General features: G+C 70.9%; 26 protein-coding genes and 1 pseudogene. 9 read left to right on the top strand and 18 right to left on the bottom strand.

Annotated elements, in window-relative coordinates:
* Positions 1-187 precede the first annotated feature (187 nt).
* From AB7I40_RS22640 to AB7I40_RS22630, 3 genes are all read right to left on the bottom strand, one after another.
* A complete protein-coding gene (locus AB7I40_RS22640) occupies positions 188-598 on the bottom strand; it encodes a hypothetical protein (RefSeq protein ID WP_428347502.1) in 411 nt (136 codons plus the stop codon).
* A gap of 180 nt (positions 599-778) precedes the next feature.
* Entirely contained in the window at positions 779-2,359 is a 1,581-nt protein-coding gene (locus tag AB7I40_RS22635; protein ID WP_428347503.1) for a hypothetical protein, read from the bottom strand.
* Positions 2,349-2,777, bottom strand: coding sequence for a hypothetical protein (locus tag AB7I40_RS22630; protein ID WP_428347504.1), 429 nt, complete (start codon positions 2,775-2,777; stop codon positions 2,349-2,351). The genes AB7I40_RS22635 and AB7I40_RS22630 overlap by 11 nt, the downstream gene beginning before the upstream one ends.
* 249 nt (positions 2,778-3,026) lie before the next feature.
* Here AB7I40_RS22630 and AB7I40_RS22625 point away from each other — a divergent pair, with 249 nt between their 5' ends.
* Positions 3,027-3,926, top strand: coding sequence for a hypothetical protein (locus tag AB7I40_RS22625; protein WP_428347505.1), 900 nt, complete (start codon positions 3,027-3,029; stop codon positions 3,924-3,926).
* Positions 3,927-4,240: 314 nt separating this feature from the next.
* Here the strand turns inward: AB7I40_RS22625 and AB7I40_RS22620 are convergent, their stop codons facing one another.
* From AB7I40_RS22620 to AB7I40_RS22600, 5 genes are all read right to left on the bottom strand, one after another.
* Positions 4,241-4,489 (bottom strand): hypothetical protein, encoded by a 249-nt coding sequence (locus tag AB7I40_RS22620; protein WP_428347506.1) that lies wholly within the window; start codon positions 4,487-4,489, stop codon positions 4,241-4,243.
* A gap of 118 nt (positions 4,490-4,607) precedes the next feature.
* A complete protein-coding gene (locus tag AB7I40_RS22615) occupies positions 4,608-5,177 on the bottom strand; it encodes a thermonuclease family protein (RefSeq protein WP_428347507.1) in 570 nt (189 codons plus the stop codon).
* Positions 5,174-6,187, bottom strand: coding sequence for a helix-turn-helix domain-containing protein (locus tag AB7I40_RS22610; RefSeq protein ID WP_428347508.1), 1,014 nt, complete (start codon positions 6,185-6,187; stop codon positions 5,174-5,176). Before AB7I40_RS22610 ends, AB7I40_RS22615 begins: the two co-directional genes overlap by 4 nt.
* 42 nt (positions 6,188-6,229) lie before the next feature.
* Positions 6,230-6,967 (bottom strand): hypothetical protein, encoded by a 738-nt coding sequence (locus AB7I40_RS22605; RefSeq protein WP_428347509.1) that lies wholly within the window; start codon positions 6,965-6,967, stop codon positions 6,230-6,232.
* Complete coding sequence (locus tag AB7I40_RS22600) at positions 6,964-7,185, bottom strand: hypothetical protein (protein WP_428347510.1); 222 nt, start codon at positions 7,183-7,185, stop codon at positions 6,964-6,966. Before AB7I40_RS22600 ends, AB7I40_RS22605 begins: the two co-directional genes overlap by 4 nt.
* 223 nt (positions 7,186-7,408) lie before the next feature.
* Here AB7I40_RS22600 and AB7I40_RS22595 point away from each other — a divergent pair, with 223 nt between their 5' ends.
* Positions 7,409-7,738: a hypothetical protein gene (locus AB7I40_RS22595; protein ID WP_428347511.1), complete on the top strand. Its 330-nt coding sequence runs from the start codon at positions 7,409-7,411 to the stop codon at positions 7,736-7,738.
* A 67-nt stretch (positions 7,739-7,805) separates the two neighbouring features.
* Here AB7I40_RS22595 and AB7I40_RS22590 read toward each other — a convergent pair whose 3' ends face one another.
* A complete protein-coding gene (locus tag AB7I40_RS22590) occupies positions 7,806-8,186 on the bottom strand; it encodes a hypothetical protein (RefSeq protein ID WP_428347512.1) in 381 nt (126 codons plus the stop codon).
* Positions 8,187-8,272: 86 nt separating this feature from the next.
* Between AB7I40_RS22590 and AB7I40_RS22585 the strand changes: the two are divergent.
* A pseudogene (locus AB7I40_RS22585) lies at positions 8,273-8,571 on the top strand (Lsr2 dimerization domain-containing protein).
* Between the two features lie 24 nt (positions 8,572-8,595).
* On the opposite strand, the gene AB7I40_RS22580 reads toward AB7I40_RS22585, so the two are convergent.
* From AB7I40_RS22580 to AB7I40_RS22560, 5 genes are all read right to left on the bottom strand, one after another.
* Positions 8,596-8,985, bottom strand: a complete 390-nt coding sequence (locus AB7I40_RS22580; protein WP_428347513.1) for a hypothetical protein — start codon at positions 8,983-8,985, stop codon at positions 8,596-8,598.
* A complete protein-coding gene (locus AB7I40_RS22575) occupies positions 8,985-9,152 on the bottom strand; it encodes a hypothetical protein (RefSeq protein WP_428347514.1) in 168 nt (55 codons plus the stop codon). Before AB7I40_RS22575 ends, AB7I40_RS22580 begins: the two co-directional genes overlap by 1 nt.
* 20 nt (positions 9,153-9,172) lie before the next feature.
* Positions 9,173-10,270, bottom strand: coding sequence for a hypothetical protein (locus AB7I40_RS22570; RefSeq protein WP_428347515.1), 1,098 nt, complete (start codon positions 10,268-10,270; stop codon positions 9,173-9,175).
* Between the two features lie 77 nt (positions 10,271-10,347).
* Positions 10,348-11,022 (bottom strand): hypothetical protein, encoded by a 675-nt coding sequence (locus tag AB7I40_RS22565; RefSeq protein WP_428347516.1) that lies wholly within the window; start codon positions 11,020-11,022, stop codon positions 10,348-10,350.
* Positions 11,023-11,136: 114 nt separating this feature from the next.
* On the bottom strand, positions 11,137-12,363 hold the full coding sequence (locus AB7I40_RS22560; RefSeq protein ID WP_428347517.1) for an AAA family ATPase: 1,227 nt from the start codon (positions 12,361-12,363) through the stop codon (positions 11,137-11,139).
* A gap of 930 nt (positions 12,364-13,293) precedes the next feature.
* On the opposite strand from AB7I40_RS22560, the gene AB7I40_RS22555 reads away from it, so the two are divergent.
* On the top strand, positions 13,294-14,010 hold the full coding sequence (locus AB7I40_RS22555) for a haloacid dehalogenase type II (protein WP_428347518.1): 717 nt from the start codon (positions 13,294-13,296) through the stop codon (positions 14,008-14,010).
* Between the two features lie 21 nt (positions 14,011-14,031).
* Here the strand turns inward: AB7I40_RS22555 and AB7I40_RS22550 are convergent, their stop codons facing one another.
* The 4 genes from AB7I40_RS22550 to AB7I40_RS22535 are packed head-to-tail and all read right to left on the bottom strand — an operon-like array spanning position 14,032 to position 16,958.
* Positions 14,032-15,243, bottom strand: a complete 1,212-nt coding sequence (locus AB7I40_RS22550) for a DUF3179 domain-containing (seleno)protein (protein ID WP_428347519.1) — start codon at positions 15,241-15,243, stop codon at positions 14,032-14,034.
* The gene (locus tag AB7I40_RS22545) at positions 15,240-16,127 is read right to left on the bottom strand and encodes a cytochrome c biogenesis CcdA family protein (RefSeq protein ID WP_428347520.1); all 888 of its coding nucleotides are present in this window, start codon (positions 16,125-16,127) and stop codon (positions 15,240-15,242) included. The genes AB7I40_RS22550 and AB7I40_RS22545 overlap by 4 nt, the downstream gene beginning before the upstream one ends.
* A complete protein-coding gene (locus tag AB7I40_RS22540; RefSeq protein ID WP_428347521.1) occupies positions 16,127-16,675 on the bottom strand; it encodes a TlpA family protein disulfide reductase in 549 nt (182 codons plus the stop codon). The genes AB7I40_RS22545 and AB7I40_RS22540 overlap by 1 nt, the downstream gene beginning before the upstream one ends.
* A 1-nt stretch (position 16,676) precedes the next feature.
* Positions 16,677-16,958, bottom strand: a complete 282-nt coding sequence (locus tag AB7I40_RS22535) for a DUF427 domain-containing protein (RefSeq protein ID WP_428347522.1) — start codon at positions 16,956-16,958, stop codon at positions 16,677-16,679.
* A 176-nt stretch (positions 16,959-17,134) separates the two neighbouring features.
* Between AB7I40_RS22535 and AB7I40_RS22530 the strand changes: the two genes are divergently transcribed.
* From AB7I40_RS22530 to AB7I40_RS22510, 5 genes are all read left to right on the top strand, one after another.
* Complete coding sequence (locus AB7I40_RS22530) at positions 17,135-17,677, top strand: carboxymuconolactone decarboxylase family protein (RefSeq protein WP_428347523.1); 543 nt, start codon at positions 17,135-17,137, stop codon at positions 17,675-17,677.
* Positions 17,678-17,866: 189 nt separating this feature from the next.
* Positions 17,867-18,433, top strand: coding sequence for an RNA polymerase sigma factor (locus AB7I40_RS22525; RefSeq protein WP_428347524.1), 567 nt, complete (start codon positions 17,867-17,869; stop codon positions 18,431-18,433).
* Positions 18,430-18,708, top strand: a complete 279-nt coding sequence (locus AB7I40_RS22520) for a zf-HC2 domain-containing protein (protein ID WP_428347525.1) — start codon at positions 18,430-18,432, stop codon at positions 18,706-18,708. The genes AB7I40_RS22525 and AB7I40_RS22520 overlap by 4 nt, the downstream gene beginning before the upstream one ends.
* Positions 18,705-20,147 carry a dihydrolipoyl dehydrogenase family protein gene (locus AB7I40_RS22515; protein ID WP_428347526.1) on the top strand — a complete coding sequence of 481 codons (1,443 nt, stop codon included), beginning with the start codon at positions 18,705-18,707 and terminating at the stop codon, positions 20,145-20,147. Before AB7I40_RS22520 ends, AB7I40_RS22515 begins: the two co-directional genes overlap by 4 nt.
* Positions 20,137-21,225, top strand: coding sequence for an NAD(P)/FAD-dependent oxidoreductase (locus tag AB7I40_RS22510; protein ID WP_428347589.1), 1,089 nt, complete (start codon positions 20,137-20,139; stop codon positions 21,223-21,225). The genes AB7I40_RS22515 and AB7I40_RS22510 overlap by 11 nt, the downstream gene beginning before the upstream one ends.
* The last annotated feature ends 3 nt before the right edge of the window (positions 21,226-21,228 follow it).

The following is a 21,228-nucleotide window of genomic DNA, read 5'->3' as shown; positions in this document are numbered from 1 at the left end:
CACACACGCAAGATCCGACTGAATGTCGGCGCGCGCTGTTACTGTGGGGAGCACGAAGCACCCTCCTGTCGAGGTCTTGGCACCCATCTCGTCATCTCCGGCAAAGAGTTGAGTTGGGTCTCTGCTTCATCGAAGGGCGACCGTTGGAGCGGTCGCCCTTCAGGCTTTTCGGGCCCTGCCCGAAGTCTCAGACGGCTACGTCGAGCCTCCCTTGTCCCTCGGAGATGTAGTCGAGCATCTCGACCATGTCGTAGACCTCCAGGCCATCGCCGAGAAGGAACTCGAGCACGTCCTGATAGGTGCGGGCTGTGGTCTGTGCCAGGTCGAAGACCTTCTCGGCCTGAGCGATCGGCAACTGGAACTTGACCGCGCGTCGCTCGCCCTTGTGGCCCACGAAGTCCGTGACCCGATCCAGCTGTTCATCGCGGGTCCGGGCAGCGAGCGCGTCCGTGGCCACAACTTCGACTACCTCGACATAGGTTCGCTCGTTGATCTGCGCGAGAAGGTGGATCTTGTCGACCATCTCCGGAGACAGCTTCACGAGGAACGCGTGGCGCTCGCCCTTGTGGGGTCGTCCGGCCTTCCGTGTCGTCTGCATAACTGCGATCCTGCCGTAGAGGACGTTTCTGGAAACGACAACACGCCGCTTTGCATTTCCGGAAATGCGTGCGCTGGCGCAGTGCTCTCCCTCGCCGGCACCTTCTGACACACCAATGCGGCCCCTGTCGATGCTGGGTGGCAGCGTTCTCCGGTCCGCATCTGACAGGCGTTGTGTGAGTCACCGGCGCGGCCCGGTGGACGTCGCGATTGGTGGCCGGCCGACCTCGGGCAACGTCTTGCCGCGCAAGCCAGGGTCAACGTCAGGGGTCGCCGCCGTGTGCTCGCGTTGATGCACCGTGGCCACCGCTGAGACCGAGCTGGTGGCGTCGATCATGGCGTCGCTGGCCGCGCGCAGGGTTTCCGCGACGGGCGGGGGGAGCAGCACGAGGCGCTTGGCGTGGATGTCGGCGGGGGAGACCCAGACGACGTCGCCGGAGGGGTCAGGGGTGGCCAGGCCGGCCTCGATGTCGTTGTGGGCTCGGTGGGAGAGCGCGCGTGCTCGGCCGACGAGGCCGGGCTGGTTGGCCTTCTCGGCGAGGACGTCGGCGAGCTCGGGGCTGCTCTCGATCGCGGCCAGGGTCGCGTTCAGTGCGCGCTCGAGACCGGGGTACTGGGCGATGACGTCTGGGGGGAACGTGGTGGTGGCGTCGTGGGTGAGCTCGCGGTAGGCGGCGCGGAGCTCCGCCGACGCGCGGAGCAGCTTGGGGTCGGGCCGGTCGGTGGGGGCGGGGAGGTCGTCCCATCGGCTGGCCAGGTTGTTCCAGGCTCGACCGACCGCGTCGAGAGGGGACGTGAGCCGGTCTGACGGCGGGTGTCCGCCGGCGGCGGCGGTCGTGGCTGTGCGGTGGTGTGAGTCGGCGTCGACCAGGAGCAGGCCGACGCCGGCGATGAGGGCTTGGGTGCGGCTCACAGTGACGTTGTCGGCGGCAGAGGATCGGGCGGCGAGAGTGCGGTGGGCCTGGATGTCCCAGCCGGCCAGGGCGCGCGGGACGCGGTGGTGGTCGGTTGCGGATGGGCGAGCTTCGCCGGCGACGCCGGCGACGAGTCCGCCGGCGAGGTATCGGCCGGCGATCGCCTCCGCGGTGGCGAACCGGCCCACCCACGTCGCGGTCGGTGCGACGACGTACGGCGAGTGGACCGTGGACAGCGACACCTTGCGGCCGGCCTGACGAGCCTCGCGATACCGGTCGTAGCCGTGAGCGTGCAGAGCGACGCTGCCGGCGTGCGCAGCCACGTAGAGCGAGTGCATCGTCCTGGACCTGGCGGCCTGCAGGTCCTGACGCAGCGCGGGGCCGTGGCCGTAGATCTCCGGGCCGTAGCGACGAACCAGGCTGCCTGCAGCCTGCAGCGTCTCGGTCATGTGCGCCACGCGGTGGTCAGGGTCTCCGCGGCCGGGCCACCCGGCACTCAAACTGTTGTCGATGGTGGCGGCGTGGGCAACCAGGCGCTCCATGGGACGGTCGTGCAGCTCGTCGGTGTAGCTGGTGCGGGGGAGGGCCGTCCAGAGCTCGCTGGCGGCCGTCACGAGGGCCGGCCACCCCCGCACCAAGCCGCCGGCGTTGTCGCCGTCGACGTCGAGCAGCAGGAGCCTCGCCTGATGGTCGACGTCGGCGAGCATCTCGCCCACGGTGCGGATGTCCCCGGTCGTGAAGGGGACGGCATCGGCGTCGAACAGCTCCGCCTCGACCGCGGCGAACGCAACGCCGCCAGCTGTGACCGGGGCTGCGGCCGGGGTGGGTGGTCGCGGGTCAGCAGCCAAGGTGCTGCGCCTCCCGGAGCAGGTCGCACACGTCGACTACCAGCTGCGAGCCGTGGACCAGGTCCGCGCGCCACACAGGCAACGGCCGGCTGAGTTCCTCCACCTCGGTGAGCAGCTGCACCGCGGTGCGCACGTCGAGCTCGTCGACGTCGAGCTCGAGGTCTGTCTCGACGTCGCTGAGGTCTTCGGGGAGCAGCAGCTGCGTCTGGCCGTGGGCGAGGTAGATGCCCAGGCCGAGGGAGTACAGGGGCGATGCCGGGCCGTCCTCGTCCGCGCGGGCCCAGACGGTCCTGGCGGCTTGGTGGAGCAGCCGCGACATCGAGTCCAGGCGGCGCCAGACCTCCTGAGGGGTCTCGTCGGAGCCGTGCTCGAGGACCTGGCCCAAGACCGGGCTCGTGGGGTCGTTGCTGGAGTTCATGGCCGTGCCTCCGGATCTCGTCTCGGTGGCGGCCCGGGCGGGCCGCTGTCCTTCATCAAGCCACGTCGGGAGGCCCCGGCGTCGGCCGGAAAGTCGGGCCTGTGGATAACCGGGGTGGTGTCGGTGGTTGGGCACAAACTGGTCACGGTCGCCTAGGTCGCGCCGAGGTCGTCGGACGATCACCGACACGCCAAGTCGGCCAATAAGCACTAGTGGCGCGAGGACACTGGCGACAGGAGGCTGATGGCGATGAAGATCCCGATGACGGTGTTGAAGGCGACGACGTTCTGGCCGGCTGCGTTGGTCAGCTTCGCGCTGTTCATGGTGGTCGTGGCGCTCGTGCCACCGTTCTTGTCGCTGCCGCTGGTGCTGGCGGCGACGGCCCTGCTGGTGGCGCTGGCCAGTGGCCGGCTCGAGGAGCCGGCGGTCGAGCTGCTGGCCGGCGCCCGGGCCGCGACCGCGGGGGAGCGGCAGGTGCTGGGGACCGTCGTCGACGGCCTGGCCCGGGTCGGGATCACCGACCTCGAGTTGCTGGTGCGTCGTCGCCAGCGTGCCTCGACGCCGGCGGTGACGGTTCTCGGTCGACGCTCTGTGGTGGTCACTCCTGGGCTGGTCGAGGCCGTGTACCGCGGATGGGTGGCCACCGAGGAGGTCGCGGCATTGGTGGCGCAGGCGGTCGCGGCGCGGCGTGCACGCCGGCCTCGCGTCGAGCTCGCGGGCCTGGTGGCTACAAGCCCCTGGCGCGTGGTCGTCATGGTCTTCCGAGGGGTGGGTGCGGCGTTCGCCTGGCTGCCGTTCATGGGGATGGCGTGGGCGCTGCGCGGTGTGGTCGCGGTGATCTGCGTACTGCAGTCGGTCGTCGAGGGACGAGCAGCTGTCGGGCTGCTGGGCGGCGCCGTGATCGCCCTGACCTACGTGGTGCCGGCGGCCGGCCGGGCCCTGCAGGCGCGCACCGAGGCGATCGGGGACCAGTTCGTGGTCGACCACGGTCTGGGCGGCGTGCTCGCGCGGTTCCTGACCCGCTACGGCCACCCGACCACCGTCGAGCGGCTCCGCCACCTCGAGCAGCAGCCCCCACCGCCCGTGCCGAGCCCGTCCGCGCTGCTGGCGACCCAGCTCATGCCGCTGACGTCGTTCTCGCTGAACTGACCGGACCTGGACGAGCTAGAAGCACCCAGGCCGGCTACCAAGTTGGTTACTCGTCGTCGCCGTAGTCGTGACGGTCGGGCACCCCCGAGGTCGAGTAGTGGACGCAGCCGCGGCCGTCGCCGGCGTGGGGTTGGTGGTTCATGCACGGCAGCCCGGAGAGGGTGTGGGAGCACTCCACCCACCTCGTGCGCGGTCGACTGGCCAGCCTGGCGCGAGTGGCCGCCCGAGGCGATGCAAGAGGGACGGAGGCCGGCAAGCAGGCTGGCGCGAAGGGGGTCTCGGCCCGGGGAGCGGTGGTCAGCATGGCTGGCCTCCTAGCGGCGCGGGCCGCCGCGTCGGCGCCGGTCCAAGCCGGCGGGCTGCTGCTGGTGGTAGGCGGCGGTGTCGGTGTAGTCGTGCTGTCGGCCGGAGCGCTGCACCTCAGCGATCGCGGCGTCGGGCGAGCGGTCCTCGTCCATGACGGCGGCCCGCTCCGCGGCGGCCTCGCCGGCGCTGATCTCCGCCGAGCGCCTGCGGGCCTCTTCCTCGAGCTCGGCCTCGTGACGAGCTGCGTCGTCGCTCATGATGTTCCGCCCTTCGTGTCTGGGGTGGTGGCCGGCGCCTGGGCGCGTCGGCCGGTGTTGGTCTCCTAGGTCCCGCATGGCGGCGGGAGCGATCACGTGGCGTGGACCGGTCTGCACCTCAGCAGGCGTCCCACAGCCCCCGTGCGTCGTCCTGGGCGTCCTGAGCCGCCAGCTGGTGCTCCGAGGCCCGCACGAGGGTCGGCTCGGAGTCGTAGAGCCGGGCGGCGCCGGCGGCGAGCATCGTCGCGGAGAGGTCCTCGCCCTGGTGGTCGACGTAGCGAAGGAGACGGCCGTAGACGTCGCGGTCGGACTGCCGGGGGTCGGCGGCAAGGGTCACCGTGGTGCCTGGCGGGCTGAGACGGGCCAGGAGCTCGGTCGCGGCGTCGCCGTAGCAGTCGGCCGGCTCGCTGCCGTGGGTGGTCTCGGGAGCGTTGATCCCGAGCAGGCGGACTCGGCCGAGGTCGCGCCCGTCGCCTGTTTGGACGCGCACGGTGTCGCCGTCGACGACGTCGGTGACCTGCACGGTGATCGCGGATGTGGTGGCCCGTGTGCCGGCGGTTGCGGGGCTGTCGTGGGTGGAGCCGGGGCCGCTGAGGAGCGTCGTGAGTGAGGTGCCGGCCAGCCCCGCGCTGGCTGCGGCCGCCACGGCGAGCGTGGCGGCGAGGGCGACCGGGTGCCGGGCTCTCACCGGGCCACCTGCAGGTGGCGCTCGGTGGTGCCTGCCGGCGTCTCGCGGCGCTCGTGCTGCGCGCCGGGTGAGCGCGGTCCGGCTGGCTCATCGGGCCCGGCACCGACCGGCCCTTGCCCGGCTGTCGCACGGGTGCTTCTTCCGGCCTCTGCGGGCTCCTCGGCCAGCTCGCCGGCGATCTTGGCGGCGAGGTCGCGCAGCGGAGGTGACTTCTCGATTCGCCGGGTCGCATGCAGCACGGTGGTGTGGTCGCGGTCGAAGTGGCGGGCGATCTGGGGGAGGCTCTGCCCGCGCATCCGGGCGGCGGTCATCGCCACGCCGCGGGCATCAGCGGCGGAGCGGGTCCGGTCGGCGCCGATCAGCGTTTCGGGTGTCGTGGCGAAGGCCTGCGCAGCGGCGACCACGGCGTGGTCGACCAGGTCGTGTGGCTCGAACGTCGACACGGGCACGGCGGCCGCGGCGGCCTGGACTGCGCCAGCCGGCGCAGCGGCGTCCGGTCGGAGAAGTCGCTCGGTGTAGCGGTCGTTGACGTGTTGGGTGACTCGAGCGGCCGCGTCTGCCAGGCGTGGGCGCTGCTGGGTGCGGCGTACGGCGTGGATGACCGATCCGTGGTCCTTGCCGAACTGCTCGGCGATCGCGGGCAGCGAGAGGCCGTTCTCGCGGGCGGCGGTCATAGCGACCGCTCGCGCATCAGAGATCGGCCGGCTGCGCTGGGGGCTGCGGATGTCCTCCGGGGTGACCCCGAACAGCGGGGCCGAGGCGTTGATGGCCAGCTCACACACCGCGGCCGGCCCGCTCACGGCCTCGGCGGTCATCACCTGATCGACCTGCACCGCCAGGGTGGCGACCAGGCTGCGGAGCTGGTCGACGTCGAGCGGGGCGGTCAGCTCCGCGATCGCGGAACGGTCACCGCGGCCCGCGGCCGCCAGCACCGTGGCCGCCAAGAGCCGGCCGCCCTCGTCGAGGGACCCGGCCGGACCGGTGCCGGCGTCAAGCTCGTGCTGGGCCATGGCCGTGGCCTCCTGTCGCACTCTCGGTCTTCGTGAGCGGTCTCAGCGGGACAGGCCCCCGGCGGCCGCGCTGTGGCTACCCGGGTGGCCGCCGGGGTGGTCGCGGTATTGGTCGTGATGGGCGTCCATGCGCCTGCGGGCGTTGTCGGAGATCTCCGTGGCGATCCCGACCGACTCGTGGGCCTGGCTGGCCGCGCGCTCGACGACGGTCTCCAGCAGGCGCACGTCCTCGTCGGCTCGGTCCAGCTGGCTGCCGGCGGCCCGGAGGCTGCGTTCGAGGGTCTGTGGCTCGAGCAGACCGGGTGCGGTGACCTCGCGGCTCGCCTGGCGTGCGCTCTCGACGTGGTCGCTGGCGAGCTGGGCGATCGGCCGAGCCAGGTTCACGACCTCGCCCAGGATCGCGACCCTCGGCTGCAGCTGCTCGATGTCGGCGGCCAGCGCCGGATCGCTGGTGTCGACCTCGACCAGCCGGTCGCGGGCCTCGTCGACCGCGACCGCGGCCCGGCCGAGATGGGTGTCGAGCTCGGTGGCCAGGTTCGGGAGCTCGTTGCAGCGAGTCTGCAGCCTGCCGAGGTGCTCGGCGGCCGCCTCCAGGTAGAAGCCACCGCGATCGCTCAGGCGCGACTTGGCCGAGTCGAGCTCGGCGTCATCGAGGACCCGCAGCGCGGAGGTGACGACCTCCTGAAACTCCTCGACCACGCGGCGGGCCCGCTGGACCGCCTGCTCGGCTGCGAACACCGCGTCGACGGCCTCCAGCTCGCGGGGCACCGAGGTGGTCACTGCTGACTCCGGTCGGGCTGGCGGTTGGTCCCGTCGACGGGCTGGGTGCTGGCGGGCAGCAGCTGGTCCAGGGCGGCCAGGGCGGCGCTCGCTCGCTCGAGGTGTTCTCGGACCTCGCGCACGCGGTCACCTAGCGACGTCGCCTCCGGCGGCGGCGCCGCTTCGGCCGCTGCGGATGGCTGGGTCTCCGGCTGCTCCTGCTCCTGGGAGTCGTCCACGGCTGTTGCTCCTTTGGTCGACCGGTCACGGGTCTGGCCTGTGTTGTGGTCACCAAGGGGTCGGAGTGGTCCGGGAGCGATCACTCCGCCGCAAAACTTCTCCCGGGGGCTGCGCACGCCCAGCGCGCGGGCGGACCTCGCCCACCCGGCTGGTCACTTCGGCGGAGATCTCGTTGTGGCGCGGGCTTCCGCTGGCCCGCGCCAGACGCGAGACTCGACGTCCATGGACGAGCAGGCCGCGTTGATCGCCCGGCGGGTGGCGATGGCGGCCGCGGCTTGGTTCAACGCTCCGGCCGACGTCGAGGCCTACCGACGCCTGGCCGGCGCGGTGGGGGAGTGGAACGCCTACTGCGCTCCGACGATGCAGCCCTCCGCCACGGGCGCCGATGAGGAGGAGCTGCTGGACCAGCTGGCCGACGCGCGGCCGCCGGCGCCGTTGGGCGCGGGTCTTGCCGACCTGGAGACTGCGCTTCGTCGACGCGCTCGCACCAGCCTGCCTCCACGTGCGCCCGGTCAGCAGCCCTCTCGCGACGACAGCCCGTCGACCGCCTGACGGCACGGCTGGTCAGCAGCAGGAGGAGCGAGCAGAGCCCGGCCCCTAGCCGGGTTCAGAGCTGGACTCAGCGGTCGGGTCCTGCCGCCTCACGGCGCGTCGTGGGCGGTCCCGGCAGGTCGTCGGGTGTGTGAGCCCCGAGCCGGCGACTGGCGGTTTCGTCGGGGCTCTGCCCCGGGGTGGTCTCGTCGACCTCGACCCCGTCCAGCAGCTCGCGCCGGTCTCGGCTCCGGGCGTTTGGGTCGGCGAGGTCGAGGGCGGCCGCCAGGTCGGCAACCTCAGCCGTGAGGACCTGCTCGAGGAGCGAGGTGATGCTCTCGGTGGTGCCGTCGCACCGGGCCGCCAGGCGGCTGGCCAGGTCGTCGAGCGCCCGTTCCCCCTCGGCCGTGAATGTGACCACGCCAGGCCCGGGGTCAGGTGTCGGGTCGCTTGCCGGGGAAGTGCTCATCAGGTGTCCACCTCGGTTCGTCGTCGTGCCGGGGTCCTTGGTCACCTAGGGACCGGAACCCGCCCGCGGCGATCACGGAAGCGCACATGAAGTTTCGCCCAGGGCTGGCGCGGCTCGACGCCCGCGTGCCCACCGCGTCGAAGTGCGTTTCCTGTCGTAGGTTCACGCGCATGGCTCGCAGAGTGGTGGTGCAGCTGGTCGACGACCTCGATGGAGGCGAGATCGAGGACGGTGCAGGAGGCACGGTGACGTTTGCGCTCGACCAGGTGGTTACGAGATCGACCTCAGCGCACAGCATGGTGAGGAGCTGCGGGCTGCGCTCCAGCTCTACATCGAGCGGGCTCGGAAGGTGCGGACCACGAAGCGTCGCCGGGGTTCCCGCTGATGGTGGCTGTCTGTTGGCGGCGGGTCAGTCGTGGGTGATGGTGGTGTGGCTGATCAGGTGCGCTGTCTGCTGGTGCGCAGCGTCGAGCAGGCGGTAGAGGACGACGGCGGCCTCGCGCGCCTCCTCCAGGTGCAGGGATGCCGTGTCGACGGCCAGGGTCGGGTCGCTGGTGTCGCTCATGGTGTCGGTTTCGAGGACCTGCTCGCTCTTGGCCTGGTCGAGGATCTCGGCGAGTTGTGCGCTGGCTTGGGGGAGTGCGGCGACGGCGGCCGCCAGGTGGCTGAGCACGTCGGCCGTCTCGGCCGGGGTCAGCGCGGGCCGGTTCAGGGTCACACGGCAGAGGTCCTGGACGGCGGCCTCGGTGGCTCGTGCGTGGGCGATCGCTTGGTCCGCCGCCGTGCGTGTGGCCGGCATCAGACGTTGACCTTGGCGCTGCTGACCGCCTGCGATCGACGGTGCAGTGCATCGACGATCTGAGCCAGAAGCGAGCAGCCGGCTGCGATCCACAGCGTGGGTCGCTCGGCCTCGAACAAGACGCCGGCGAACCCCAGGCTGAGGGTCATCACAAACGCGTACATCATCGGCCTTCTCCCATCGCTCGTCAGTTGTCGGCTTCCGCGGCGTTGTCGGTCTCCAGCGCCCGCGTGAGCCGTTCCAGGGGGGTGCCGGGCAGGTCCTCGGGGGTCGGGGTGTCCATCACCGCCGCGTCCACTAGGCGGGCCTCCAGGCTGTTCCAGAAGCCCTCGCGCTGCCCGCTGTCGCGGCGGAAGGTGTCGACGTCGACGTGGACCTGCACCGGCACGTCCAGGCCGGGCGTGGCCGCCGCCAGCGCCTCCACCCGGGCCTTGAGCGCCTGGCCGTAGGCGGCCCACTCCTGCAGTCGCTGCTCTTCGAGGCGCTCCTCGAGCTCGCCGATCGCGGTCAGCCGTGCCTCGTGGGCGTCGAGGAGCCGCTGGTGCTCGGCGCGGTCCTCCTCGCTCTTTGGGATGTGGGCGGTGCTTCCGTCCGGGCGGCCGGTGAACAGGCCCGTCCCGGTGCGCAGGCTTTCCTCGACGGCCTCCCGGAAGTCCTGGGGGGTCTCCGGGTCGAGCCCGGTCCGCCAGGCATCCCACGACCACGCAGGGGCGTCCGGGTCGCGGGCCACCATGGCCCCGGCGTCGGTGCGGTCGTAGACCCACATGTAGCGGGCGTCGAGGTCCTCGCTCCAGTCCCTGCTGGCGACGTCGTAGCTGCGGTTGATCTCGGTCTGGGCCTGGTCGTAGGCGGCCCAGGCCTCGGTGCGATCGACCAGGAGCTCGTCGACGTACAGCGTGATGTCGACGGGGTCTGTGCGATGCGCCCACAGCTGGGCCTCGTCGGCGCCGACGGTGGAGTACAGGAGTTGCCGTACGCCCTCGGCCTCCCACGACCCGGATCGGCCCGCGAGCACGGCGTCGATGCCGCCCATGTTGGCGGCGACGCCGGCGATTGCCAGGGTCACGAACTCGGCCCAGTCCATCTGCTCGGGCGCGGCTTCGGTGTCCTCGACCCAGGTGCCCTCGTCGGTGCGTCGCAGCCGCGGGCGGGGGAGCCGGGCGGCATCGCTGAGCGCCCGGATGGTCTCACCGAGCTTGGCCTGATAGGCCTCGTGGAAGCCCGGTGCTGCCGCCGTCTCCGTGGCTGTCGAGTCGCTTGGGCGGTCCTCAGGGGTGCCGTTCATCGTTGTCATCCTCCTCGTGCGTTGTGATCAGTCTGGTCGATGTCACCGACACCGGTCGGGTTCTCCACAGGTCTGGTTCACGTTCCGGCCGTGTCACCAGCGGGGTCATCGGCTGTTGGGGCCACCTCGACGAAGACGGCATCGCACACGCCGCAGAGGATCGGCCCGAGGGCCGCGGTGGAGGGGGCTACTCGGATCTTTCGGCCGCAGTCGCACACGAGCGCGGCACCGTTGTTGCTCGAGGCGCGCCGGCGCCTGCGTAGCCGGGTGACCCGGTGGCCACCGATTGCCTTGTCCAGGCGGGTGACCTGCTGGGCGTAGCGGGCCCGGGTCGTGTCGTCGAGCTGGGTCTGGGCCCAGCCGTCGCCTCCGCTTTGCGTGCACACCAGGCCGATCTCTCGTGCGACGTCGCGGAACCGTGCGTTGTGATAGCGACCCTGCCGGCTCGTGTCCTGAACCCCGCGCACATGGGCGAGGGCGTGAGCGGCCTCGTGCAGCAGGGTGTCGAGCAGCTCCTCGGCCCCAGCAGCGAGGCCCTCGGCACCGACGAAGACCTCGTGGACCCGATCCTCCGACCCGCGGCGCACCCAACCACCCGCCAGGAAGTGACCCAGCCGCTGTCGGCCGCCGGGGCCACCCCCCTCGCCCAACGTGAACATCACTGCCGGGAGCTCGGGATGCCGACGCTGGATCTGCCGCCAGGTCGCGGTGATCTCACCGACGAGCTCGTGGGTGCCAACGTCTGTAATCACCTCCCCATCCTGATTGTTTGACACGTACGTGTCAAATAGATGCACCCGGGTCTTTCGCCCGAGGGGGAGTGGTCCGTTGCCCGCGCCCGCCGGACCCGGGCCGGGGCGTTGCTCTCAGCGCTCCGCAGGTCCGCCGGGGTTGTCGTCGAGCGATCGCACGTAGGCGGCGAAGCCGGGGATGGTGAAGCGCAGGCTGCCGCGCCGGGGGGACTCGATGATGCCCTTGCTGATGAGGCTGCGTCGGTGCATGCCGAGAGCGTCGGTGTCGACACCCAGCTCGGCGGCGACGGCGGCCCGGTCGATCTCGTTGTCGGTGTGGCGGGCCATGGCTTCCAGGAAGGCGCGTTCGAACGCGGTGGCTACCTCCCAGCGCGCTCGGAACAGCGACTCGAGGCCGGCGTCGCTGACTGAGCGTCCGGCCTTGAGGTCGGCGAGGGTGATGGTGTCGCCCTCGTCGGGCTGTGCCGCGTCCCAGGTCGCGGCACCGATGGTCTGGAGTGACTGGGGGTAGCCGCCGCTGGCCTGGGTGGCGGCCGCCAGGGCCTCAGGGGACCAGGTGACGCCGAGACTGCGGGCCGGCTCGGTGAGCACCTGGCGGGCGGTGTTCTCGTCGAGTACGTGCAGGACCATCTCGTGGGTGCGCTCGCCGAAGGTGGCCGCTCGGGTGAGGTAGGCCTTGGTTTCGGGCAGCCCGGCGCCGATCACTCCGAGCGGGTAGTCCTCTCGCTCGGCCTCCATGTTCTGCACCGCGTTGAGCAGCACCGCGGCGTCCAGACTCGCGCGGGGGTCCGCGGTGCTCTCGCGGTCGCTGCGGGGGAGCAGGGGTGCGTGCAGCTCGTCGATGATGACGAGCAGGCCGGCGCCGCCGGCGTCTCGGACCAGGTGCGAGGCGGTGTGGAAGAAGTCCTCGACCGGTCCCACCAGCGCAGCCGAGGAACCTACTTCCGAGTTGTCACCCCGGCCGATCGTGGCCGACACCTTCGCCATGCCGACGCCAACCTCGACGCCGACCTCCTGCACGCGAGCTCGTGCCGGCCTCTCGAGCCGGTCGGCACGGTCCAGGGCGCGCGTCACCCGGTCAACCACGTCGGCCAGAAACGGCTGCTGCTTGACGCCGGCTACCCAGGCCACGACGAATCCGGTCTCCTGGGCCTGCGCCTGGAGATCACGCATCAGCGAGGTCTTGCCGACCCCGCGGGGACCGGTGGCCACCACCAGCGGGCCCATCATCTCGCCGTAGGCGACAACGCGTGCGAGACGGTCGCGTAGCCACCGACGTTCGCCGTCGCGGCCGACGAACACCCGCGGCCGGCCACCTGGGGTGTAGGGGTTACTCATCATGACGGGTGCCTTACGCCTAGTTACGGATGTCGCCAACCGTAACAGCATCGCCAGTGTCTTTACGGGTGTGACGCGGTCTGACGTTTGGCAAGGCCAGACCGCGGCCGGGACTGGCTCTGGGAACAAGTAGCCAGCGACCTGTCACATCTCGGGCGAGCTGCGGACTTTCCCCTCACGAGAGGCATCCGCGCCGCTTGTCGGCGCACTCCGCACCGTGAAAGGGAGCGTCACGATGCACGACTATCACCGCGGGCACAACGTGGTCCGCCCGTCGCTCGATCCACCGTATTCTCACCAACCTCGATGTGCCCGCCGGTTGCTCGGGCGTCGTCGTCGAGGCGCCGCGGCTCAGCCGTCAGGTTACGGTCGTGTTCGCCGTGCCGCGCCTGCTCGGCGGGGAGCGTCCAGTCCGGATTCGAGTCGATGTCGAGGTACTGACTGACTGACCCATAGTGACCTGCGCAAACATCGGTGGCTTTCGACTGCTTGTACTCCGCTTGTAACGGACGCGGGTCTGGTGCTGCGCCACCCGGGTTGTGCCCAGGTCAGTGGGCACCAGTCGGGACCTCAAGACGTACGCCGATAAGGCGGGGGCCGGGTTGGCCAGCTATGCCTGGTTGCTTGCCCGGGCAGCAGGTGCGGGCGTCACGGCGGACGCCGGGCGGTTGCTGGCCTTGCTCGACGCCGTGTGGGTCCTCAGAACCGTAGGCCTGCTCTCCGCGTTCGCAACTCAGGTGACCTGGACGGGCTGGCCGTCTCCATCGGGTGCGGAGCCTCATCGCCGCGCTCGGCTGTGGCCAGTGGTTGGCCTCACATCGGGTCGACCCCGTGCGGCGAGGAAGTGCGACTGTGGGGACGTCACCGTCCACGCGCCACACTGAAGACGTCGCCCACGCGTGAGCCGAAGCGCGCGACGCACGAGGAGACTCCATGACCAGCGCCCCGTTCAGCTCCGACCAACCGATCAGCCCTGACGGGCCGAGGCGCCCGAGTCTGCTCATCTTCGACGTGAACGAGACCTTGTCGGACATGTCGCCGCTCTCAGCACGGTTCGAGGAAATCGGTGCCCCCGAGCATCTCGCCAAGCTCTGGTTCGCCGAGCTGCTGCGTGACGGGTTCGCGCTGACGGCGTCCGGGGACATCGAGTCATTCGCCACGCTTGGCGCCGAGGCCCTGCGGGTCCGTTTGGCCGGTCGTCCGATCGACCGCCCGCTCGAGGAGGCCGTCGAGCACGTCATGCGGGGCTTCTCCGAGCTCGCAGTGCACCCAGACGTCGTCGAGGGCGTCCATGCTCTGAGCGATCTCGGGATACGGCTCGTGACCCTGAGCAACGGCTCCGCCGGGGTCGCTGAGACTCTCTTGCAGGGGGCGGGAGTGCGTGACCGGTTCGAGCGACTGCTCACTGTCGAGGACGCGGGAGTGTGGAAGCCGGCCCTGCGGGCCTACACCTGGGCCCTACAGGAGTGCGGCGTCGAGCCGATGGACGCCATGCTCGTCGCGGTGCATCCCTGGGACGTCGACGGTGCTCGACGTGCAGGCCTTGCCACCGCATGGATCGACCGTGCGTCTGGTCGCTACCCGTCGTACTTCGCGGCGCCCGACGTCGAGGCAGCGTCGCTGGTGGAGCTCGCCGACGCGTTGAGGTGACGTCTGCGGAGGGGCCGGTCCTCAGGGAGCCGCGACGAGCCGTGTGTCCGGCTGGAAGGCGATCCAGGCGAACCAGAAGGTGTCGAGGTGCCTCACGGCCGCGAGCTGTTCGCCGGCGAGCGGCCCGCTCACCGCGCGTCCGAAGAGGTTCCACACCGATCCGGTCTGCCGGTCGCGGAACGTGCCGTCGTCGGCTCGGGTGAAGTCGAGAGCCCTTCCGCTGGCCTTGGCGGTGAAGGCGGCCACCGACCCGATCTCGGCGCCGTCCGGGATCTCCTCTGTGTCGAGCGCCGACACCTGGCCCGGCGCGTGCCAGAGCACGACACGGTTGGGACCTACGTCCACGTGCTGCACACCTCGGTCCGCAAGCAGGTCCCGAGACACGGCCACGGCGTCCTTTCCGTCGCCGACGCCGACCACGCGAGCCTTGACCAACAGGCGGGAGTCCGGGTCGGTCGGGAGCGCGAAGAGCGGCTCGGAGTCCGGGTCGTCGTAGCCCACGTACGGGTTGCTCAGGTAGCTGCGGTCATGTCCGGTCGACCTGCTGAGGACACGCGCGTCCGGGTGCTCCTCGCGAAATTGCCGCCAGCCGACCGCTCCGACGGGGATGCTCTCGAGCCGTGTGCCCGTGAGCGCGCCGACGGACGCCCGGCCCGTCAGCTGGGGCCACAGCGACTCGGTGAGCCGGTCGTACATCACCAGGTTGTCGGCGTAGAGCTTGCCGGAGACCCCGAAGGTGGTGGTCTGCCCTGAGACGGTGCGCTCGAAGGCGACCCCGGAGTTGCAGAGCGGGCAGTACGTGACCGCCACGGGAACGCCGGCGAGCTGGTCGTTGACGATCTCGTGCCACGTCATGATCCGGATCGGGTATGCCTTGGTCTGACCGTCGATCGTCAGGGCGAGCACCGGCTCGTCGTCGTCGAGCCAGTTCACCTCCGAGACTGGTTGGAAGTGGGGGTTGTCGATGGCGGGGATGCCGTCCGGCGGCGGTCCCCCAGGGAGGAGGTCGTCGAGGTCGATCAGCGGGTCGGGGAAGTCGGGGTGTGCCGGGTCGTCGAGCGCGGACAATGGCTTCTCGCCCGGGGTGGCGGCGTCCCCGGCGTCGACCTCTGGCGTCGATGTCTGGTCGTCGTCGCGGTCGTCGCGGTCGACGCGGTCGCTCGGTGTGCTCGCGCAGGCTGCCAGGACGATCGAGAGTGCTGCTGCGGACGCCAGCCGCTTCGTAGCTCTCATCGTTCCGCCCACTCACTCATCGCCGGGTCCCTGCGGCCGCGAGCTCGTCGCCGTGTGATGAGGACTGCCAGGAGAAGCAGCGCTCCGGCCGTCAGCCACCCGAGGGGGCCGATGGAGTCCACGGTTTCAGCGAGCTGCTGTTGGAGCCGGGCGGCCGCGTCGATGATGGGATCGTCCGGGTCTCCGCCGGCCAGGACCCGCAGCTCCCACCAGCCGTAGTAGGCGACATAGGTGCCGGCCGCAGCCAGCAGCGCGCCTGCCGCGCGGGGAGCCCACCGACCAGCGCCTCTGAGGCGCCCGATAGTCGTGGGGGAGGCGAAGACCGTCGCCACGGCCAGCGTCCCGACCACCAGTCCCATCCCCACGGCGTACGCCAAGAAGAGCGTTAGCCCCTCGAGGACTGAGCCGCTGCGGAACCCGCCGACGACCACGGCCAGGAAGGGCGCGATCGTGCAGGAGATGGAGGCGACCGCATAGCTGGCCCCGAAGCCGGCCATCGACCAGAACGAACGGGTCAACGGTCGGGCTGCCGTCGAGCGGGACGAGCGGCGCAGGCGTGGGAGCGAGAGCGTGCGGCCCGCTGCCAGCCACACACCCATCAGCGCGAGCGTCACCCCCAGCACGACGGTGAACCACGGCAGGTGCCGTTGCAGCTGACCAGCGACCGGGGAGATGACCAGGCCGAAGACGGCGAACACGCCTGCGAAGCCCGAGGTCATGGCGACGCTGAGGGCCGCGGCGCGTCCCGCTGCAGCGGGGCGGGAGAGCGACTCGCTCCCGGCGAGGAGGAGCGAGATGTACGCCGGAAGGAGGGCGAAGCCGCACGGGTTGACGGCGGCAAGCATGCCGGCGCCGACGGCGACGACGAGCAGGCCCTCGGACATCAGCCCGCCAGGTCCTCGACGAGGGCGGCCAGCTCGGCGTCGTCTAGGTAGCCCGACGCCTGCTCCGTCCCGGCCTCGTCGAGGACGAGGTAGGTGCTCTGGGCGGTCACGCCGAACTGGCGCCACACGGCGCCGTCGGGGTCGGCGAGCAGCGTGACGTCGGGTGACACCTCGGCGGCGAACTCCTCGATGGCTGCCTGCTCGTCCAGCGATCCGACGCCGACGACGTTGACGTCGGCACCGTAGGTCTCGGCGAGCTCGCCGACGCCGGAGATCTGGGCGCGGCAGGTGGGACACCACGGTGCCCAGAACCAGAAAACAGTCGGCTTGCCGGCGAGCGTGCTGCCGTCGAAGGCGTCACCGTCGACGGTCTCGGAGGTGAAGTCGAGCACCGCAGGCGTCGCTGTGCCTGCTGTGGTGGTCGAGGTGTCGTCGTTCGCTGTCTCGTCGGCGGTGGCGTCCTGCCCGCCGGTGCCGCATCCCGAGACCAGAAGCGCGAGAAGGGCGACCAGCCCGATCAGAGGTCGAGTCCATGTGTGCGCACCCATGTCAGTCCGTCACCTTGACGCCCTTCCAGAAGGCCACCCGGCCGCTGATCTGGGCGGCTTCGGGCTTGGGCTCGCGGTAGAACCATGCTGCGTCCTCGTTGACCTGCCCGTCGACCTCGAGCGAGTAGTAGGAGGCCTGTCCCTTCCATGCACACGAGGTCTGCTTGGACGATGGGCGCAGGAGATCTTTTCGGACCGAGCTCAATGGGAAGTAGTGGTTGCCCTCCACGACCACCGTGTCGTCGCTCTCGGCGACCGTGGCGCCTTTCCACACTGCCTTCATGCTGACCTCGCTGCTGGGTTGGTGACTGGGTGCCTACGAAACCCGGCGGAGGATCGGGTTGCTTCCCACTCGGTGAGAAGAGGTGCGTGACGCCGTCCACACGGTCGAGTCGGAATGGTGTCCGACCGTGGCCGGGTTGCCCAAGGGACAACCGAACCCGATCTCTCGGAGGAGAAATGCCCCGCATTCCCGTCCACACCACGGACAGCGCACCTGAGGCCAGCCGCGACGCCCTCAAGCGGCTCGAGGCGAAGTACGGCAAGGTCCTCAACATCCACGGCGAGATGGCGCACTCGCCCGCCGTCCTGCACTCCTACGTCGCCCTGCAGGACGTCATCCGCGAGCACGCGCTGCTCGACGCCCGGGTCCGCGAGGCGATCGCCCTCGCGGTGGGCAACCAGGACGAGTGCACCTACTGCCAGTCCGCGCACACCGGAGGCGGCAAGGCGGCCGGCCTCGGTGACGACGAGATGATCGCCATCCGTCGCGGCGAGGCTGACTTCGACCCTGCCCTCGACGCACTGCTCAACCTGGCACGTGAGTACACCGCGAAGGTGGGCAACACCAGCGATGCCGCGTGGCAGGCCGCGTTGGACGCGGGGTGGAGCGAGGAGCAGCTGACCGAGCTCTCGGCCCACGTGACGCTGAACCTGCTGACGAACTACTTCAACCACCACGTGCACACCGAGCTCGACGTGCCCCAGGCACCCGAGATCTGAGAACCGGACGACCCGTGCGAGGGCCGACGCTCGACGAGGCGCCGGCCCTCGCACCTTCGTGGCCGCTCGTTGCTCGGGCTCTTAGTGCAAGGCTCGCAACATGCACGCTCTCTGCCCCCGCCACGGTCCGGCCTCAAGGCGCCGTAGTGCGGCTGGAAGACATCTGGGTACTCGACGGGTTTCCGTGGCATGAGCGAGGCCGCCCACCCCGACGATGCCGTGCGCCGTCGTGCCTTCGCGGAGGTCGTCGAGCCCGAGATCGAGGTGATGCTGCGGGTGGCCCGGAGCATCACCGGGAGCGCTGCCGACGCCGAGGACCTCGTGCAGGAGTCGCTGATTCGCGCCTTTCGAGCCATCGACCGCTTCGACGGCCGCCACCCACGGGCGTGGCTGCTCACGATCGTGCGCAACACCAACGCCAACATGCACCGCAGGCGACGCCCCATCGCGGTCGACGACTGGGAGTTGATCCACGCGTCCCGGCCTGCGTTCGGGGCTGCGGAGTCCCCGGGCGCCGAGGAGGCATACGTCGTGGAAGAGCTCGACGGTGCTCTGCAGGACGCGGTCGACGGACTGGCCCCCAAGTTCCGCTCCGCGCTCGTTCTCGTGGACGTCCATGACCTGACCTACGCCGAAGCGGCCGCGGTCCTCGACGTCCCTGTCGGCACCGTCATGTCCCGGCTGAGCCGCGCCCGCGAACGCGTCCGCAAGGCACTCGGCCCCACCTTCACCACCACCCGAGGGGAGCAGTCATGAGTGGAGCGCTCCGGCAGATGGTCACCTGTCACTGGACCGCACGTCGCATCCAGCGCTACCTGGACGCCGATCCGGCCGCGCCCCTGACGCCGGGGGAGATCACCCGACTTGAAGAGCACGTGGCCACGTGCAAGAAGTGCAGTGAGGTCATGCGCCAGCACCGGCTGCTGCACCGTGCCCTGTCGTTGTGGTCGGGCCGTCGATCCGTGGACCCGAACTCGGTCGAGCGCATGCGCACCGTCCTCGACGACCTGATCGACGGGCGGCAAGCGTGAGCACGCCGGACCGCTGGGACCTGCTCGTCCTCGGAGGAGGTACCGCCGGGATCGTTGCGGCCAAGACGGCTGCGCGCCTCGGTGCTCGGGTGCTGCTGGTCGAGCGCGATCGCACCGGGGGAGACTGCCTGTGGACCGGTTGCGTGCCGTCGAAGGCACTGCTGGCTGCAGCTGAGTCAGCCGCGGGCGCTCGACGCGCCGAGCGGTTCGGCGTGCACGTCGGTGGCGTCCGGGTGGACTTCCCGCGCGTGATGCAGCACGTGCACGCAGCGATCCGCCAGATCGCGCCCGTCGACTCGATCGAGTCCCTCGAGGCCGTGGGGGTGACGGTGCGCACCGGGAACGGCCGGTTCGTCGGGGAGGGGATGCTCGACCTCGACGGCGAGACGATCCGATTCACCCAGGCGGTCGTCGCGACGGGTGCGTCGCCCGCCGTGCCGCCAATCCCCGGCTTGGCCGACCTCGACTTCCTGACCAGCGACACCGTGTGGGACCTCACCGAGGCTCCGCGCCGTGTGGCGGTCCTCGGCGGGGGGAGCATCGGCTGTGAGCTCGGGCAGGGCCTGTCCCGTCTCGGCATCGAGGTGACCGTGGTGGAGGGGGCGCCGCGGGTGCTGCCACGCGAGGACGCCGCGGCAGCCGCCGTCGTGCACCGCGCGCTGGAGTCCGACGGCGTCACGATCCGGACCGGTCAGTCGGTGGCCTCTGTCGTCGCGTCGGACTCGCAGTCCGGGTGGGTGATCCTCGACGACGGGGCGAAGGTCGCCTTCGACCGGCTGCTGGTCGCCGTGGGACGACGTCCCCGGACCACGGGTCTGGGGCTCGACACGGTCGGGGTCGAGCTGGACGAGCGCGGGTTCGTGGTCGTCGACAGTCGGTTGAGGACCACCAACCCCCGCATCTGGGCGGCCGGCGACCTGACCGGTCACCCCCAGTTCACCCACGTCGCCGGCGTCCATGGCAGCCTCGCCGCCAGCAACGCGGTGCTCGGTGTACGTCGTGCTGTGGAGACCTCTGCGGTGCCGCGGGTCACCTACACCCATCCGGAGGTCGCCGCCGTCGGTGTCGACACCGGACGTGAACGCGACGGCATCCGGATCCTTACCCTGGAGCACCGCCACGTGGACCGCGCCGTGACCGAGGACCTCACCGACGGGCTCACTCGTCTGGCCGTCGACGGCAAGGGCAGGATCCTCGGAGCGACCGTCGTGGGGCCACGGGCCGGAGAGACGCTGGGCGAGCTGGCGATCGCCGTCCGCCGCGGGCTGCGCACGCGCGACCTGGCCGGCATCACCCACGCGTACCCGACGTGGAACGACGGACCGTGGAACGCTGCGATCGCCGACGTCCGGAATCAGCTCGACCGCCCCGCGACGCGGCGCGCCCTGCACACCCTGGCGAGAAGTCGTCGCTGGTGGCTTGAGCGCCGTGTCGCCTGAGCGGCGCCTGTTGCTGGTCGGCGCCGGCCACGCGCACCTTCACCTCCTGCGCCACGCCTCCCGGCTGGCTGCCGCCGGGTACCGCACCACGCTCGTGGCACCTGCGCGCTTCGACTACAGCGGGACCGCGTCCGGCATCGCGGCCGGTGGCCGCGACCCCGCGGAGGGTCGGCTCGACGTCGCGGCTCTCGCATGCCACCACGTCGACCACCGGCACGGACTCGTCACCGCCGTCGACCCCGTGGCGAGGACGGCGACCGCGGACGACGGGTCCCGCCACGAGTGGGACGTCGTGTCGTTCAACATCGGCAGCGTCGCCGACGTGCCGCCGGGCACGACCAACGGCGCCGCGGTGGTCCGGGTCAAGCCGCTCAGCGACCTCACCGGGCTACGCGAACGCCTGCAGGACCCGCCGGCCGGGCGCGGTCACCACGTCACCGTGGTCGGCGCGGGCGCCAGCGGCATCGAGCTCGCCGCGCACCTCGCCGCCCGCGATGACACCGACCTGGTCCACCTGCTCGAGCACGGCTCCCGCATCGGCGGATTTCTGCCGCGCCGCGCAGCGCAGCGACTCCTCGGGCTGCTCGAGACCAGGGGTATCCGGGTCGTGGCGCAGGCCGATCCCGTGCGCATCGACGACAACGCTGTCCTGCTGCGCGACGGGACCCGCATCCCCCACGACGTCGTGGTCGTGGCCACCGGCCTGGTGTCGCCCCCGCTGGCCACCCGGTCGCCGTTGGGAGGTCCTCGTGGTTTCCCAGTGCGAGCGACCCTGCAGCACCGCGATCACGACGACGTCTACGCTACCGGGGACTGCGCTGACTTCCTGCCTGTCACCCTGCCGCGGATCGGCGTTCACGGCGTCCGGCAGGGCCCGGTGCTGCTCGCGGCGCTCGAGGCCCGACCCAGCGGTGCCTTGGCCCCGGTCTACCGCCCGCAGGCGAACGCGTTGTCCATCCTCGACCTCGGAGGGGGTACGGCGCTGGCCGTGCGGGGTCGGTGGTGGTGGCTAGGCCGGTCCAGCATGGCGCTCAAGCGCCGGATCGACCGGCGGTGGCTCGCGACGTACCGGAACTGAGCT

The sequence above is a fragment of the Nocardioides sp. genome (assembly GCF_050246775.1).
GTDB lineage: Bacteria > Actinomycetota > Actinomycetes > Propionibacteriales > Nocardioidaceae > Nocardioides.
Note: the sequence above shows the minus strand (reverse complement) of the source record. Positions and strands in the feature narration are given on the sequence as shown.